The following is a 16,645-nucleotide window of genomic DNA, read 5'->3' on the forward strand; positions in this document are numbered from 1 at the left end:
GCTGGCTTCCCGAACATTAAGTATCAGCCACTACAAACCGCTGGCTTCCCGAACATTAAGTATCAGCCACTACAAACCGCTGGCTTCCCGAACATTAAGTATCAGCCACTACAAACTGCTGGTTTCCCGAATATTAAGTATGAGCCTCTGCAAACCGCTGGCTTCCCTAATATTAAATATATCAACCAAGCAACGGCTTAATAGAGGATATGACTATGTTTGACTCAATTAAGAAAGTCCTAGGTTTTGAAAAGCCTGCTCGTAAAAAAGTTAAGCTTCCAGAAGGCTTGAATCATTTACAAGTTATCCCAGCTAAAGTCTGGTGGAATTAAGAACACCAAAGATTGAGGAGTATGATTATGTTTAATTCATTAATGATAGTACTTGGATTAGCTAAACCTGCTCGTAAGAAGGTTCAGTTGCCAGATGGCCTAAATCATCTAGAAGTTATCCCAGCCAAAGGTTGGTGGAACTAAGCTAAAGCTTAAGTTCAAATAACAAAAAAGGAGCCTATGCTCCTTTTTTGTTATCTCCATAAAAATCATTGTTGCACGACTTATAGAATGATGGAGATCCCCTGCTTTCCCATTGCCCTACGGTAAGCAAGCTGTTTATGGGAGTTAAACAAAGGATATGCAGCGGGGCCTACTAGCGTGCCCGCAATAACCCAGCGCTTTACAGGCAAGCCCGCTTTAAACGCTGAATGACCTAAAGAGTAACCTGAATACATTAATATCAACGCGATAGCGAATAACACTTATCTACACCCCACTTCAAATAAGTTAGCCTTTGTAGGCAGCAGCTAAATCAGCTGGGCATTATATAGCCAAAAACCAACAAAAGAGAGTGTTTTTTAGGCAAAAAGTCCCCCGCCAGCAAAAGAAAAGCGGCATTATGCTGCCGCTTTGTTAAGTCCAGTTAGATTCGGTTGAGTTAACTCAATTTATTCTCCACCATCAACATAGAGAATAAACTATTGCCTTCTTGGCTTAGCTAAAGAAACGAGTACCATCGCTAGCCATCTGCTTGAGTGTATCTGCTGGCTCAAATCGACTACCATAACGAGCTTGATAACCCTCTAACATTTTCACCAAGTTATCGGCTCCTAGCGTGTCAATATAATGGAAAGGACCACCGAGGAACGGCGGGAAACCAATACCAAAAATTGCACCAATATCTCCATCTCTAGGACATGCAATTATCTTCTCTTCAAGACAGCGCACCGCTTCGTTTAGCATCTGTATTACACAGCGCTGAGCCACTTCTGATGCTTCAGTATCGACACCTGGCTTAAGTCCTAGCACGTTATAGACAGTTTGATCGACCTCTTTGGTCTTTTTCTTACCGCCATACAAATAAAACCCTTTGCCATTCTTACGGCCCTTTCTATCATCGGCTAAAAGCTTATCGAAAGCAGCAGGAGCCTTAAAACGATCCCCTAATTCAGACTCTAAGATAGGTGAAATCTTGGCGCCGACATCAATACCCACTTCATCGAGTAACGTCATTGGCCCGACAGGGAAACCAAACTTAACTAAAGCCTTATCAAGATGTTCAACGCTCTGGCCTTCAAGCAGTAGCTGTGCCGCCTCATTCATATACAGAGCTAAGATTCGGTTAACATAAAACCCAGCGCCATCTTGCACAACGATAGGCGTTTTGCCCTGCTTCTTAGCGAATGCCACTGTAGTTGCAATGGTTTCAGCCGATGTTTTAGCATGAGCAATCACTTCGACTAGCGGCATCTTCTCTACTGGAGAGAAATAGTGCAGACCAATGACATTTTCTGGTCGACTTGCCGCCTCGGCGATCTGCCCAATGGGTAAAGAAGAAGTGTTTGAAGCAAAAATAGTATGCTCTCCGCACTCACGCTCTACATCTTTGACCATCTGATGTTTTAGAGCCAAATCTTCAAATACAGCCTCGACCACCATATCGGCATCTTTAATGCCTTTATACTCTGTGGTTGTGGTCATCAGTGACATTAAGTTGTCACGCACTGCAGGGGTCATATGACGGCGTTTAACACCTTTATCTAGAAGCTTATAAGCATAAGACAAGGCATTGCTTAAACCTGTTTCGCTAATATCTTTAACCCGCGCAGGAATCTTAGCCTTAGTCGTGGTAACTGAAGCGATGCCGCCCCCCATTAAGCCGCCACCTAATACCATAACCTTATTCACTTTACGCGGCTTCACATCACCGGCGCCGGTTTCTTTCTTCATCTCAGTGGTGGCAAAGAAGATACTGCGCAATGACTCAGACTCTTTAGACATTACCAGATCGGCAAAATGGCTCGCTTCCACCTCAAGCCCTTTTACCATGCCTTTGGTCATGCCTTGACGCACACAATCGATGATCTTAGTGGGGGCGGGATAGTTGCCTTGGGTCTTTTTCGCAACTTGCTTGCCTGCCTGATCGAAAATAATGTTACGGCCTGCACTCGTGCCTTCAAGCATTTTGTTGATAAAAGACTGTTTCTTTTTCTTCGCTGGTCGCTTACCTGCTAATGCCATCTCAACCGCTGTGCGCAGTAGAATTGACTCAGGCACCGCATCATCGACTAAGCCCATCTTTAACGCCTGCTTAGGACGAAGCTGTTTACCAGTAAGCATCATGTCTAGCGCAGTGGTCACACCCACTAAGCGAGGTAGACGTTGAGTACCACCGCCACCCGGCAATAAACCAAGCTGCACCTCAGGTACACCCATCATGGTTTTTGGATTAAGTGAGCATACTCGCTGATGACAGGCCAGAGCCAGCTCCAGCCCGCCACCTAAACAAGCACCGTTAATCGCGGCAACCACTGGAATGGATAAACTTTCCAACTCGTTAAATACCACATGCCCCTGCTGAGATAACAGCTTGGCATCGGCAGCCGTTTCACAGGCATCAAGCATTGAAATATCCGCGCCAGCAACAAAAGAATCTTTTTTCCCAGAAACTAGCACCAAACCTTTAATGCTCGTATCGGCCTTGATTTCGGCTAACACTTCACTGATCTCAGGTCCAAACTCACTGCGGAGCGTATTCATGGTCTCGCCAGGTACGTCCATCGTTAATACGGCAATACCATCATCACGGCGAGATAAATTAAATGTCTTTTCCATAAGAGTTACTCCACTTCCACAATCATTGCTGCACCTAGACCACCCGCAGCACATGCTGTTGCGAGACCAGTACCACCACCGCGACGTTTAAGTTCATGACACACCTGAGTGACTAAACGCGTACCCGTTGCGGCAAATGGGTGACCATAGGCCAAAGAGCCACCAAGCACATTAAACTTACTCATGTCGATTTCACCGATAGCGCGATTACGGCCAAGTTTCTCTTCGGCAAACTTTTTCGAACCAAACATCTGCATGTTTGCCAACGTTTGTGCGGCAAAGGCTTCATGCATCTCAATCAAGGTCAAGTCTTCCAACTCCATTCCTGCACGCTTAAGTGCCAAAGGTGTCGCATAAGATGGCCCCATCAACATATCTTCCCAGACATCGATGGCGGTGAAGGCGTAACTCTTAATGTAACCAATAGGCGTGTAACCTAGGGCTTTAGCACGCCCTTCACTCATCAAGAGTACAGCCGATGCACCATCGGTTAATGGCGTGCTGTTTGCAGCAGTGACCGAGCCATGCTTACGATCGAAAGCCGGACGCAGTTTTGCGTAAGACTCAAGTTTAGAGTTCTCACGAATGTTGTTGTCACGGTCAATAAAGGCTTTATAAGGCGGAACATGAGCAACCATCACCTCTTCGGCCAGCTTGCCCGCATTCCAAGTTTCTGTGGCTAACGTGTGTGAACGGTGCGCTAAGGCATCTTGATCGGCGCGGCTAATGTTGTAGGTCTTAGCCATCTGCTCGGCTGTTTGCCCCATAGATAAACCGGTTGAGTACTCGGCGACAGCGGGTGGAACAGGTAATAAGTCTTTCAGGCCTAAGCGACGGAAAATAGAAAGCCTTTGCCCAAGGCTTCGGGCTTTATTAAGATCAACTAAGGCGTGAGCTAATTTCTTAGAAACACCGATAGGTAAAACTGACGAAGAGTCTGCGCCGCCCGCGATACCGATATCGAGGTTCCCCGTCATGATAGACTCAGCAACATTCACCGTAGACTGAAAGCTTGTCGCACAAGCGCGGGTCACACTGTAAGCGTCAGTGCTGACATTCATGCCAGTACCCAATACAATTTCCCGTGCGATGTTAGGTGCAGCAGGCATCTGTACCACTTGCCCATAAACAAGCTGTTCAATCTCTTTAGGATCCAACTCTGAGCGAGAAAGCAGTTCATTTACAACCATCTTACCCATATCTAATGCCGACACCCCGTGAAAAGCAGTGGCTTGCTTGGCAAATGGTGTACGTAATCCCGAAACAATAGCGATCCGCTCGCCCCTCGCATTCATCACCTGTTGTCTATCACTCATTTTTCGCCCTCTTATTCTGCACGCCTGAAGTTGCACGCTTTCTTATATCCTTGGGAAACCAATTTTTCTTTAATTAGACAGGTCTGACCATTAAAGTGTGATCTGATTCTAACTTCTTAGTGAAAAGTTTTAAACACTTGTTTGTTTTTTTGTCGTTAATATATAAAAAAAACCTTCATTAACAAATGTTAATGAAGCATATTTCTATTTCCGTTGTCTATGAACTTACTCACTAATCAATGTCATTAACCACAAGGTTAATCTTGAGCTGCACTTTCATCCCTTCTTTAGGCTGATTTATCTGCATAAAGAATAATTGGCACTAGCCAAACCCTAAGGGAATTTTTTACTATGTCGCAGGTCTATATCTAACTAACTTTAAATAAACCGAGTAGCATCATGCCTTTGAGTCGATTTCACGCGTTACGCGAATACTTAAATACTGTCATTTTAGGGCAGCCTATTCTCACCGAGAATCTACTAATCGCATTAATTGCCGACGGGCATTTATTGGTAGAAGGCCCTCCAGGTCTTGCTAAGACTCGCGCTGTAAAAGCTTTGTGTGATGGAGTAGAGGGAGATTTTCATCGTATTCAATTTACGCCAGATCTACTACCTGCCGACTTAACCGGTACCGATATTTATCGCGCGCAAACAGCGACCTTCGAATTTGAGGCAGGTCCTATTTTCCATAATCTTATCTTGGCCGATGAGATTAACCGCGCCCCCGCCAAGGTCCAGTCGGCTTTATTAGAAGCGATGGCCGAAGGACAGGTCACGGTTGGTAAACATAGCTATCAGTTACCTGAACTGTTTTTGGTCATGGCGACACAAAACCCATTAGAGAATGAAGGGACCTACCCGTTACCAGAGGCGCAGTTAGATAGATTCTTGATGCACCTTAACCTTGACTATCCAAGCGCTGAAACTGAGTTTGAGATCATGAGAATGTCTCGAAATGAAGCACTTAAGCAAGAGCTCCCCCATGTTGAACCTATTATTCAAGGGGATATTTTTGCCGCCAGAGAGCACGCGCTGCAAATTTACCTTGCAGAACCATTAGAGAAATACATCGTGGATATCATCATGGCGACCCGTAAGCCACAGGCTTATAGCCAAGAGTTAGCGAGTTGGCTTGAATACGGCGTCAGTCCACGTGCCACCCTGTCGCTTGAACGCTGTGCTCGTGCGCGCGCCTACTTATATGAGCGTGATTTTGTCTCTCCAGAAGATATTCAAGCTGTTGCGCCCAACGTGCTGCGTCACCGTTTACTGTTGAGCTATCAGGCACAGGCCGACGGTGTCAGTGCAGATGACGTGATCAACCATATTCTTTCTCAAGTTGCGGTACCTTAATGGTCAACTCTGAACTGCCGTTGTTTAGCGATGGCATTAATATTACCGAAAAAGAGTTACTGGCCTGTCAGAGTCTCGCAAAAGCCTTGCCTGAAAAACGGGCCAAGGCCAAAGCGAGCCTTGCGGGCCATAGAGCGAGCTTAATCAAAGGTCGAGGCATGGAGTTTGCTGAGGTGCGTCATTATCAAAGTGGTGACGACGTACGTACTATCGACTGGCGAGTTACGGCTAGAACAGGTAAGGCCCATACTAAGCTGTTTGTCGAAGAGCGTGAACGTCCTGTGTTACTGCTACTGGATCTCAGTCATAGCCTCTACTTTGGCTCAAGCTTGATGTTACAGTCAGTGCAAGCGGCTCATCTTGCAACTACCCTTGGCTGGAGCGCTATTTTGCATGGTGACCGTCTAGGAGCGTTAATCGCTACCGAGCAAGAACATATTGAGCTTAAGCCGAGAAGTCGCCAACAAGGGATTTTGCAGGTGATCTCTGCGATTAAAAACTTGCATGCCAGACAACTACAAAATATCGCCAACCAGACTCCTGAGCCAGAGCATATGCTAAAGGCCTGTCAACGCCTGCGCCGACTGGCTAAGCCCGGTTCACTCATCTGGATTGTCTCCGATGGTAGTAACTTCACTCCTAGTTGCTTGGCGGCACTGTCAGACTTGAAGCGTCACTGCGACTTGGGCGCCTTTTTGATCACCGACCCCCTTCGTCAAGGGCTGCTAGATCTGCCCAAGCATTTTCAGCTTCCTGTAAGAGAAGGCAGCAAAGAGTTGCTCCTCGACAGAAACAGTTACGAGCAGTGGCTTGCTAATCAGCAACATCAACAAGATAAATTTATTGAAATGATGCAAAAACTTAACGTTGAAACCCGCGTTCTCGATGCAGGGCTCCGACTCAATCAACAGTTAGGGACACTGCGATAGATGAACAATCCGGTCAATCCTGCGCTTGCAAGCATGCAAGACATTCAAACACCTGCCGAAATCGGTTTGTGGCCGCTAGCTTACGGCTATTGGTTTAGTCTCGTTATCATCATAGTCGTTAGCAGTTTACTCATCATCTGGATTAGAAAGCGTCGGCAAGTCGGTGCAGCACAGCGCGTAGCACTGACGGAGCTTGCGGCACTAGATCAAAACAGTCCGCAATTTGCCGTTGAAGTGAGTAGCCTACTTAAGCGCGCGGCCATGAGTTACACCAGCCGCGAACAAGTCGCCCAGCTCAGTGGCGATAATTGGTACAAATGGTTAAATGCACAGGTTAATAACCCGCAAGATGAGCTATGTCAGCTGCTAGCCCTGCGCTTTCAAAAAGCTCAGCTTAGCGAAGATGAAAAAGTGGCACTGAGGCAACATGCTCAAAGCTGGCTTAAAACAGCGCTGCCGTTGACTAATACACAGGCGAGTGCAAAAGCTAATGCCAAAACTAATGCCATCAGTAATACAGCTAGTGAGGCCAAACAATGCTAACCCTCGCCTGGCCATTTCTATTACTGCTACTGCCTTTGCCACTGATATTTAGAAAGAGACAGCAGAAACAACCTCAAGGCGGACATTTACTGTTACCCGGGGCCAGCTTACCCGGTCAAGTCACTGTCACCGAGAAAAGCTTACAGAGCAGAAAACGCTACTGGTTAGTTTGGTGCTTACTGGTTGTGGCCTGCGCTCGCCCACTATGGGTCGGTGAAGCGATTGAACTGCCCAGTAAAGGTCGTGACCTTATGCTATCGGTCGATCTCTCAGGCAGTATGCAAATTGAGGACATGGTGATAAATGGTAAGGTGGTAGACCGCTTTACCTTGATCCAACATGTCATTAGCGACTTTATTGAGCGCAGAAAAGGCGATCGTATCGGTCTAATTCTGTTTGCCGATCACGCCTATCTACAATCTCCATTGACCCAAGATCGCCGCTCTGTAGCGCAATATCTAAAAGAAGCTCAAATCGGTCTGGTTGGTAAACAAACTGCCATTGGCGAAGCTATTGCCCTTAGTGTTAAACGTTTCGATAAAGTCGAACAGAGTAATCGTGTGTTAATTCTACTCACCGACGGTTCTAACAATGCAGGCTTGATATCACCAGAGCAAGCTAGCCAGATTGCCGCTCAAAGAGGGATCACCATCTATACCGTTGGCGTTGGCGCCGATGTCATGGAACGCAGAACCCTATTTGGCAAAGAAAGGGTGAACCCATCCATGGATCTCGACGAATCCCAACTGCAAGAGATTGCCAAAGCCACTGGTGGCCAATATTTCAGAGCTCGCAATACCGAGGAGCTAGAACAGATCTATCAGGTAATCGATACTTTAGAACCTGTCAGCCGTGATCAACTCAGTTACCGTCCTCAGTCAGAGCTATTTTACTGGCCACTAGCCTTAGCCCTACTGTCATCGATGATGAGTGCCTTAACCCAAGTGACATTCTTTAAAGCTAGATTTAAATCCAATTTAAAAGAGAAAGCCAAATTAGCAAAAGGAGGACGTTAACTATGCATTTTCTACGTCCCGAATGGTTCTTAGCCCTTATTCCATTAGCTATACTGCTATTGTTTTTATTTAAGAGCAAAGCCGCAAGCTCAAACTGGAACCGCTATATCGCCCCCCACTTAGCCAAGGTGCTTGTAGGTGGCTCAATGAAAAAGAAACATAACAACATCGCCTACCTAGCCTTAGCTTGGTTTATCGCTGTATTTGCCCTATCTGGTCCTGCATTTGAGAAAAGAGCACTACCTGTCTACGAGTCGGCTCAAGGACGTGTCATCGTCATGGATATGTCTTTGTCTATGTATGCCAATGATTTAGTGCCGAATCGTTTAACTCAGGCAAAATTTAGAGCCAAAGATCTTATCGATGGCCTCTCGGAAGGTGAAACAGGACTGATAGCCTATGCAGGCGATGCGTTTACTATTAGCCCGCTCACTCGAGATAAAGCAACGCTGTTAAACCTACTGCCAACTCTAACACCGAGCATTATGCCGGTTAAAGGCTCGAATCTTGAGGCGGCAATCATCCAAGCAAAGTCTCTACTTAGCCAAGGTGGTCATGTTCGCGGGGACATCATTTTGTTCACCGACGGCATATCCTCGACTCAATTTAAACGCGCTCAATCTGTGCTAAGCGACAGTCAATATCGACTGGCAATTATTGCCTTCGGTAGTCAACAAGGTTCGCCAATTAAGCTACCCGATGGTCAGCTATTACGTGATAACGCCAATCAAGTTGTCATCGCTAAAACCGATTACAGCTTACTAGGGGAACTCGCTACTGAGGCCAATGGTATTTTAGTGCCAACTCGTGCTGACGGTGGAGGTATCACTCAAATTAAGCATTGGCTAGCCAATACTCAAGATACTAAGGCAAGCGATCTAGAAGGAGAAACTTGGCAAGATATAGGCCCCTACTTTGCGCTACTTCTACTGCTACCTGCTCTGTTGAGCTTTAGGAACGGCATGATGGCAGGACTTGCACTTTTAGTCTTGTTTCAGCCTAGCGGCCAAGTCTACGCAAATACTTGGGACAACCTATGGCAGACCCAAGAGCAACAAGCTATGCAGGCTTATCAAGCGCAAGACTATCAAGGTGCAGCGAATCAATTCGAGAGTCCACAGTGGCAAGCAAGTGCACTTTACAAAGCTGGTAGTTATGAAGAGGCGCTTAGTGCCTTTGAAAAAGATGACTCGGCAAACGGACTATACAACCAAGGCAATACTTTAATGCAACTTGGTCAATATGCTGAGGCGCAAAAGCGTTATCAATCTGCCGTTGCAAAGGATCCGCAATTTAATGCAGCTAAGAGTAATCTTGAGCTGGCTAAAAAATTGCTAGAACAAGAGCAGCAGAGTTCTGACCAAAATTCAGATAAGAACTCTGATAACAATTCAGATCAAGACTCAGATAAAAACCAGAACGATGATCAATCAAAAGGTTCTGACTCAAAAGACTCTCAATCACAGAACTCTGAATCCGATGGATCTCAATCCCCAAGCCCCGAGTCTGATGACTCTCAACCGAAAGACAGTCAGCAAAACAGTGATCAACAAGACCCTGCTCAGCAGGAAAAGCAAGATGATGGTCAATCTAACGACAGCCAATCTGAACAGCAGCAGGCCAATAATGAAGCTGAAATGCAAGCTAACCCTGATAACAAAAAGGCTGAAGAAAACAAGGCTGAAGGAGCTCTAGCCAACACTCAGCCTGCTCAAGAGGCTCAGGAAGAGCTAAACAATCAGCAAGCGCAATCAGCAGCAAACGCTGAGGCTGATAAGCAGAATCAAGCAGCAGAACAAAGAGAGCAAGTCGCCGCCAGTGCCATCCCAACGGATGAGCCACTACCACCAGAAATGGAGCGGGCACTAAGAGCCGTTGCAGATGATCCACAGGTGTTACTGCGAAATAAAATGCAACTTGAGTATCAGAAACGTCGCCAACAAGGCATCAATTCTAAGGAAAACGAACAGTGGTAGTACGGCATATTTTTATACTCGCGATTATCGCCCTCACAGCCGCCTTTCCAGCTAGCGCGCTAACGATGCTTCAGGCTTCTGTAGACCGTAACCCTGTTATGGAAGGTGAGTCTTTAATCCTTACGGTCACTGCCGATGACGATCTAAACAGCGGTAAACTAGATACTTCCTCGCTGTTGAAAGACTTTATCGTTGGCCGAACCAGTATCAGCCGAAGCAAGCAGATAATGAATTTTGACGCCAGTAACGAGACCCGCTGGCAAGTACTGTTATCGCCTAGAAATATCGGCACAATCACGATTCCAGCTTTTACTATCGATGGCGTCAGCTCTAAGCCGATCCCTTTATCTGTTTTAAAAACTGGTTCACAGCCTCAACAGATGCAAGATATCTTTATGCGCGCCAACCTATCGAGTGAGCAGGCCTATGTAGGTCAAATGCTCACATACAAGGTGAAGCTCTATTTAGCGCTAGAGTTACAGCGCGGTGTATTGAATGCACCAAACTTGGAAGGCGCCCAGATAAAGCAGCTTGGAGAGGACAAGGACAGTACTGATGTCGTCAATGGCCGTCGATATCGCGTCATTGAACGTAACTATGCAATTATCGCTGATCAACCAGGAGAACTCACCATTGACGGCGCTAGCTTCGCCGGCGATGTTGTGGTGCAGTCAAGACGCAACGGAGCCATGTTCTCTTTCAATGAAAGTAGACCTACACAGACTCAAGCGCCAAAAATGACGGTATCAATCAAGCCTATTCCAGCGGACTACCAAGGACAGTGGCTAGTCGCCGACTTGGTCGTGTTAAAAGAGGATTGGCCTGAAACGCAAAACGAATTTAAAGTGGGCGACCCTATTACTCGTACGATTAATTTGCTGGCATCCAACGCGGATGAAACGAGTCTGCCAGAAATTGTGATTAAGGCACCAAGTGCACTTAAAGTCTACCCAGAAAAACCACAACGTAACACTTTTCTACGCGACAACCAGATGGTGTCTCAACTGACTCAGACAACGGCCATTGTCGCGACCCAAGCTGGCACGTATACCTTACCTGAAATCAAGGTCCCTTGGTGGAATCCACATCTTAACAAGCAGCAATTTGCGACTTTACCTGCGCGTACAATTACAGTAACAGCTGGCGCTGCCATTGAGCCTTTACAGCCGCAAGTCACGACACACTCAAGCAATAGCGACTCAGGTTTTTGGCCTTGGTTATCTTTGGTACTTGGCTGTTTATGGGTTATCACTTTGCTGCTTTGGCAAAAAGAGCGTAGAAACAAGCAAGCAGCGCCCAATATTGAATCGAGTGCAAAGGCAACTAAGCCGCATTCAGGGCTCACTAATCTGCAAACTGCTTGTCATGCAAAAGATCCCACAGGGGTGCTAAACGCGTTGACTCGTTATTATAGCGAGCTATATCAAGCCCCTATGACCCTGAGTCAAATTGCGGCAACAGATAGCCGTTTAAGCGATTGTATAGGTCAGCTACAGCAAAGCGCGTACGGCTCAAACCAGCAAGCTAGCAATGTTGATTTTGCAACGATCCTATCGATTGCCAAAATGGCTAATACTGATATAAAGCAAGCTAAGGCTTCTGTACTGACAAAGCTTAATCCTAGCTAACAAAGCTAGATAGCTAGTTTAGATAGCAGTTATCGTCAATTCATGACGATAACTGCTTTTAGTTTTTAAAACAGGGTATCAATTAATAAATAACCAGATTCAATCACTCATTTTAATCGCCTGCTCACGCCTTACAACCTCAGTCGGATACATTCCCCTGCACTAAATCCAACAATTGGAATTAACCGTTCAACCAGAGTAAGCTGTGGTTTATTGATCCCATTAGAAAAATTAAAAATGTTTGATAGTTGGCGCAATAAAAAGTCAAAGTCCACGGTCTCTTCAGACATGGTTAGCAAACAACGACGATACGATAGCCTTGTCAGGGCGCTTCACGCTGATATTTACCGTTTCGCCTATTGGCTTTGCGGTGACAAACACGTCGCTGAAGACATCACTCAAGAAACATTTTTACGTGCTTGGCGCTCGCTTGACTCATTAAAAGATGAGAAAGCCGCAAAAGCTTGGTTAATCACTATTTTGCGCCGCGAAAATGCCAGACGCTTTGAGCGTAAACAATTTAACTACTCAGATGTTGAACAAGAATATATTGAAGATACGCTTTCTGGCAGTACCGAAGAGCTCGCTGAGCAACACTTAATACGCAGACAGATTTACAACTTGGAGCTAGAGTATCGAGAGCCGCTACTACTGCAAGTCATTGGAGGCTTTAGCGGTGATGAGATAGCAAAAATTCTCGATTTAAATCGCAATACCGTTATGACACGTTTATTTAGAGCAAGAAACCAACTGAAAGATCAACTCGAGCAACCACAGATCAGGGGGCAGTCCAATGGATGAACTTAAGTTTCGCCGTCAGGCCTACAGCGAACCCAACAGTCAAGAACCTGATTTTCTCGATGCTGCTATGGAGTCTGCTGAAAGAGAGGCTTTCTTAAACGATCTTAAAAGCTTAGATACTAAGATAGAAAGAGCACTCAAAATCGACGTACCAGACGATCTTGCAGCCAAATTGTTACTTCGCCAACAGTTGCAGCACCATCATTCACAGCGCCGTAAAACAGGGTTTGCTTTTGCCTTGGTTGCGTCAGTGGCATTTCTAGCTGGAATAGCACTGACTCTGCTAAGAATGGGACCTGTCGACTTGGGCCAGCATGCTCTAGCCCATGTCTATCATGAAGATAAAGCGCTACATATCGACCAGAATGTAGCTTATCAAAATGTGAACTTTCAACTTGCTTCCCTCGATAGCCATATGAAGTTTACCGAGCAGCCCGGTAAGGTGTTTTATAGCACCTATTGTGATTTTCAAGGTGTACAAAGCCTACACTTAGTGATGCAAGGCGAGCAAGATAAGGTCACATTGTTTATCGTACCACTCGAAGATCGTATGGTACTTGAAGAAGCTTTTGCCGATAACAAATACCAAGGCATGGGCTTTGAAACCGATAACGCCTACATGTTACTCGTTGGTGAAAAAAGACAAGATCTCAATTACGTTAGGAACGAAATTGAGCATACATTCATCTAATCCCTTCACAACCAATGGTGTTTAACGAGCACCATTGGTTAGATCTTCATCGCATTTCACTCCTTTATTGGGCTCAAGCTCATAGATCTGCTAGCATAGCGCCCCACATAAATAGAAAAGATAAAGAAGCGTGAATCACACATGACAATTGAATTACCAGTTTTAATTACTTTTATCGCCTATCTCTCTTTAATGATGGGGATTGGCCTATGGGCTTATAAAGCCACAGACTCAGTAGACGATTATATTCTTGGTGGCCGGGGAATGGGACCTGCGGTGACAGCATTAAGTGTTGGCGCATCAGACATGTCTGGTTGGCTACTTTTAGGCTTGCCTGGAGCTGTTTATCTAGGCGGACTAGGCGAAGCATGGATTGGCATAGGTCTAGTGTTCGGCGCTTGGCTAAACTGGCTATTTGTCGCTAAACGTTTACGTGTTTACACCCAGTTTACCGATAACGCTCTCACGCTACCTGACTTCTTCGAAAAACGTTTTGAAGATAATAAAGGCATACTAAAGCTAGTTTCAGCTGTGACTATCTTAGTATTCTTCACCTTCTACGCATCCTCTGGCATGGTAGGTGGGGCAATTTTATTTGAAAAAGTGTTCGGGCTAGATTACACCTTGGCCTTGATCATTGGCTCTACCATTATCGTAGCCTATACCTTCGTTGGCGGTTTCTTTGCCGTGAGTTGGACCGACTTTTTCCAAGGCTGCCTGATGCTTGTTGCACTGCTAATTGTTCCTGTGGCTATTTTTAGTCAGCCAGAGACACAAGCAGGCTTGGAAAACATCGACCCCGCAATGCTGTCTATGTTCAATGAAAACACCACCTTTATTGGCTTCATATCGCTATTAGCATGGGGACTGGGCTATTTTGGTCAGCCGCATATTCTATCCCGTTTTATGGCTATCGCCTCACCAGACGATATTCCGGTTTCACGCCGTATCGCCATGAGTTGGATGCTACTAGCTCTTGCTGGAGCGCTGGCTACAGGTATTGCGGGTAGCTTGTACTTTGCAGCAGAGCCCTTAACAAACCCTGAAACCGTGTTTATCCACCTAGCCCACGCAGCATTTAATCCTTGGATTGGCGGTTTACTTATCGCAGCTATCTTGTCAGCAATTATGAGTACCATCGATTCACAACTTTTAGTGTGTTCGAGTGTCATCACCGAAGATTTCTATAAGAAGTGGTTACGTCCACAGGCGACAAGTAAAGAATTGATGCTTGTCGGCCGTATTGGCGTACTGGCAATTGCCATCATTGCGGGTATTGTTGCCCTAAACCCGGAAAGCAGCGTACTAGGTCTAGTCAGCTATGCTTGGGCAGGCTTTGGCGCGGCTTTCGGTCCTGTGGTGTTGTTGTCTCTATTTTGGCGCGGTTACAGCCGCAACGGTGCAGTGGCGACTATTATTGTTGGTGCACTAACGGTTGTGATTTGGAAGCAACTTTCTGGTCATATTTTTGATATCTATGAAATCCTTCCAGGCTTTATTCTAGCCACCCTAACTGGTGTCATTGTTAGTAAATTGCAAAGCCCGTCAGAAACGATTAAACAGCAATTCGATAGCTTCGAAGCTAAGCTATAGCTGCAATAGAGAGCAGAACAGGTAAAAAGCGTACACTTGTACGCTTTTTTTATGTTTATCAATTGCCTCCTCAATCTTCCGTTATTTACATCCCATTAACCCACAATCAAACCCGCTTCAGGCTCCAAGCCTGTGCTGGCTATACTTTCTATTGCCCAATTTAATTGCTCACTCGATTACCAGAAAAAAAAACACGCTACAATTAACTAATAATTAACAAAAAACCGTTTCTGGTCGGAGTTGTTAGCTTGCTCACATCTCCCTACTATGCACTGGTCTAATAAGTGGATCTTGCCGCTAATCATGAAATTAGCCCTAACATAAGCAAGACCAAAAATATAATAGAGATGATAATAATGAAGATTTTCAACAAGACTCTTATTGCTGTATCAGTAGCTCTAGTAAGCACACAAACAATGGCTGCAGGCTTCCAAATCAACGCCCAATCGGCAACCGGTATTGGCCGTGCATTTGCAGGTGACGCCGTTATCGCTGACAACGCATCAGTTCTTTCACGTAACCCAGCAGCAATGGCATTGTTTGACGAAAAACAACTTTCAATGGGCTTAACCTATGCAGACGTACAAGTTGAAGTACAAGATGTTGCCCTAGGTCAAGTACATTACGGTAGCGTTGATGATGCAGCTGAAGCAAAAGTTATCCCTAACTTTTACTATGTTAGTCCAGTAAACGAAAAGTTCGCCTACGGTGTAGCTATGTTCAGTAACTTCGGTACTGGCACAGATACAACCGATCTATCCAGCAATATTGTAGGTGGTATCCTCCCTCCTCCAATCGACTTACTAGGTAAAACCGAAGTTACCACAATTAACTTCAACCTAAGCGCTTCATACCGTTTTAATGACCACTTCAGTGTTGGTGCTGGTGTTGATGTTATCTATGGTTCTGGCACGCTAACACGCGGTGGTTCAATGCCTTCGATGGAAGGCCCTGTGCATACAGAGCTTGCTGATGTCGATGCTGATGGTATTGCTTTTGGTGGTATTGTGGGTGCGGTTTATGAAATTAATGCTGATCACCGCTTTGGTGTAAGCTACCGTTTCAGCCCAGAGTTCACCGCTGACGGTACAGTGAATTACCTAGGCACTGACTTTGAAGAGATCAACATTCCTCTTCCGGATATCTTCCAAGTTGCTGGCTTCCACCAGCTAACAGATACCTTTGCTCTACACTACACGGCGCAAATGACAACTTGGGGTGATTTCCACGAAATTACAGTAACAGATCCTGCTGAAGCACAGTTAAAGAAATACGCGTGGGATGATTCATGGTTATTCAGCGTAGGTGGTACTTACACCTTAAATGATAGCTGGACACTACGTGCAGGCTATATGTTTGACCAAGGTGTTGTAGGCGAAGTAAGCTCTATTTCAATCCCAGATTCAGATCGTCAATGGTACACAATGGGCGCAACTTACAACCTGTCTAAGCACACTAGCCTAGACTTCGGTCTTGCGTTTGTTCGCGGCGAAGAGACTCACCTAACTGAACAAAGTGTAATTGGTTTAATTGACGCAACGACAACGTCAAATGCAACTTACTACTCGATCCAATACAACTACAAGTTCTAAGCTAAACGCCTAAACAAAAGTTGTATTTCGATAAAAAGCCGCATCTCTATGCGGCTTTTTGTTGCTCATTATTGTCATCTCAAAGCTATTCTTG

General features: G+C 45.6%; 13 protein-coding genes and 1 pseudogene. 11 read left to right on the forward strand and 3 right to left on the reverse strand.

The window, feature by feature from the left end; genetic code table 11:
* A pseudogene (locus Q1A86_RS10990) lies at window positions 1–201 on the forward strand (hypothetical protein); the annotation flags it as partial.
* A gap of 355 nt (window positions 202–556) precedes the next feature.
* Here the strand turns inward: Q1A86_RS10990 and Q1A86_RS10995 are convergent.
* From Q1A86_RS10995 to fadI, 3 genes are all read right to left on the reverse strand, one after another.
* Window positions 557–757, reverse strand: a complete 201-nt coding sequence (locus Q1A86_RS10995) for a hypothetical protein (RefSeq protein WP_299806450.1) — start codon at window positions 755–757, stop codon at window positions 557–559.
* A gap of 232 nt (window positions 758–989) precedes the next feature.
* Window positions 990–3,110 carry a fatty acid oxidation complex subunit alpha FadJ gene (fadJ, locus tag Q1A86_RS11000; RefSeq protein ID WP_299806452.1) on the reverse strand — a complete coding sequence of 707 codons (2,121 nt, stop codon included), beginning with the start codon at window positions 3,108–3,110 and terminating at the stop codon, window positions 990–992.
* 5 nt (window positions 3,111–3,115) lie between these two features.
* On the reverse strand, window positions 3,116–4,426 hold the full coding sequence (gene fadI, locus Q1A86_RS11005) for an acetyl-CoA C-acyltransferase FadI (protein ID WP_299806454.1): 1,311 nt from the start codon (window positions 4,424–4,426) through the stop codon (window positions 3,116–3,118).
* A 399-nt stretch (window positions 4,427–4,825) separates the two neighbouring features.
* Here fadI and Q1A86_RS11010 point away from each other — a divergent pair, with 399 nt between their 5' ends.
* The 10 genes from Q1A86_RS11010 (at window position 4,826) to Q1A86_RS11055 (ending at window position 16,551) form a co-directional block, all read left to right on the forward strand.
* Entirely contained in the window at window positions 4,826–5,782 is a 957-nt protein-coding gene (locus Q1A86_RS11010; protein ID WP_299806456.1) for a MoxR family ATPase, read from the forward strand.
* Window positions 5,782–6,711, forward strand: a complete 930-nt coding sequence (locus tag Q1A86_RS11015) for a DUF58 domain-containing protein (RefSeq protein WP_299806458.1) — start codon at window positions 5,782–5,784, stop codon at window positions 6,709–6,711. Before Q1A86_RS11010 ends, Q1A86_RS11015 begins: the two co-directional genes overlap by 1 nt.
* Window positions 6,712–7,254 (forward strand): DUF4381 domain-containing protein, encoded by a 543-nt coding sequence (locus Q1A86_RS11020; RefSeq protein WP_299806460.1) that lies wholly within the window; start codon window positions 6,712–6,714, stop codon window positions 7,252–7,254.
* Window positions 7,248–8,270, forward strand: a complete 1,023-nt coding sequence (locus Q1A86_RS11025) for a VWA domain-containing protein (protein WP_299806462.1) — start codon at window positions 7,248–7,250, stop codon at window positions 8,268–8,270. Before Q1A86_RS11020 ends, Q1A86_RS11025 begins: the two co-directional genes overlap by 7 nt.
* A gap of 2 nt (window positions 8,271–8,272) precedes the next feature.
* Window positions 8,273–10,246 carry a VWA domain-containing protein gene (locus Q1A86_RS11030; RefSeq protein WP_299806464.1) on the forward strand — a complete coding sequence of 658 codons (1,974 nt, stop codon included), beginning with the start codon at window positions 8,273–8,275 and terminating at the stop codon, window positions 10,244–10,246.
* Window positions 10,240–11,874: a BatD family protein gene (locus Q1A86_RS11035; RefSeq protein WP_299806466.1), complete on the forward strand. Its 1,635-nt coding sequence runs from the start codon at window positions 10,240–10,242 to the stop codon at window positions 11,872–11,874. The genes Q1A86_RS11030 and Q1A86_RS11035 overlap by 7 nt, the downstream gene beginning before the upstream one ends.
* Before the next feature lie 237 nt (window positions 11,875–12,111).
* Complete coding sequence (locus tag Q1A86_RS11040) at window positions 12,112–12,675, forward strand: sigma-70 family RNA polymerase sigma factor (RefSeq protein WP_299806468.1); 564 nt, start codon at window positions 12,112–12,114, stop codon at window positions 12,673–12,675.
* Window positions 12,668–13,366 (forward strand): DUF3379 domain-containing protein, encoded by a 699-nt coding sequence (locus Q1A86_RS11045; RefSeq protein WP_299806470.1) that lies wholly within the window; start codon window positions 12,668–12,670, stop codon window positions 13,364–13,366. The genes Q1A86_RS11040 and Q1A86_RS11045 overlap by 8 nt, the downstream gene beginning before the upstream one ends.
* 141 nt (window positions 13,367–13,507) lie before the next feature.
* Entirely contained in the window at window positions 13,508–14,959 is a 1,452-nt protein-coding gene (putP, locus tag Q1A86_RS11050) for a sodium/proline symporter PutP (RefSeq protein ID WP_299806472.1), read from the forward strand.
* 356 nt (window positions 14,960–15,315) lie between these two features.
* The gene (locus tag Q1A86_RS11055; RefSeq protein WP_299806474.1) at window positions 15,316–16,551 is read left to right on the forward strand and encodes an OmpP1/FadL family transporter; all 1,236 of its coding nucleotides are present in this window, start codon (window positions 15,316–15,318) and stop codon (window positions 16,549–16,551) included.
* Window positions 16,552–16,645 lie beyond the last annotated feature (94 nt).

The sequence above is a fragment of the uncultured Shewanella sp. genome, from assembly GCF_947497935.1.
GTDB lineage: Bacteria > Pseudomonadota > Gammaproteobacteria > Enterobacterales > Shewanellaceae > Shewanella.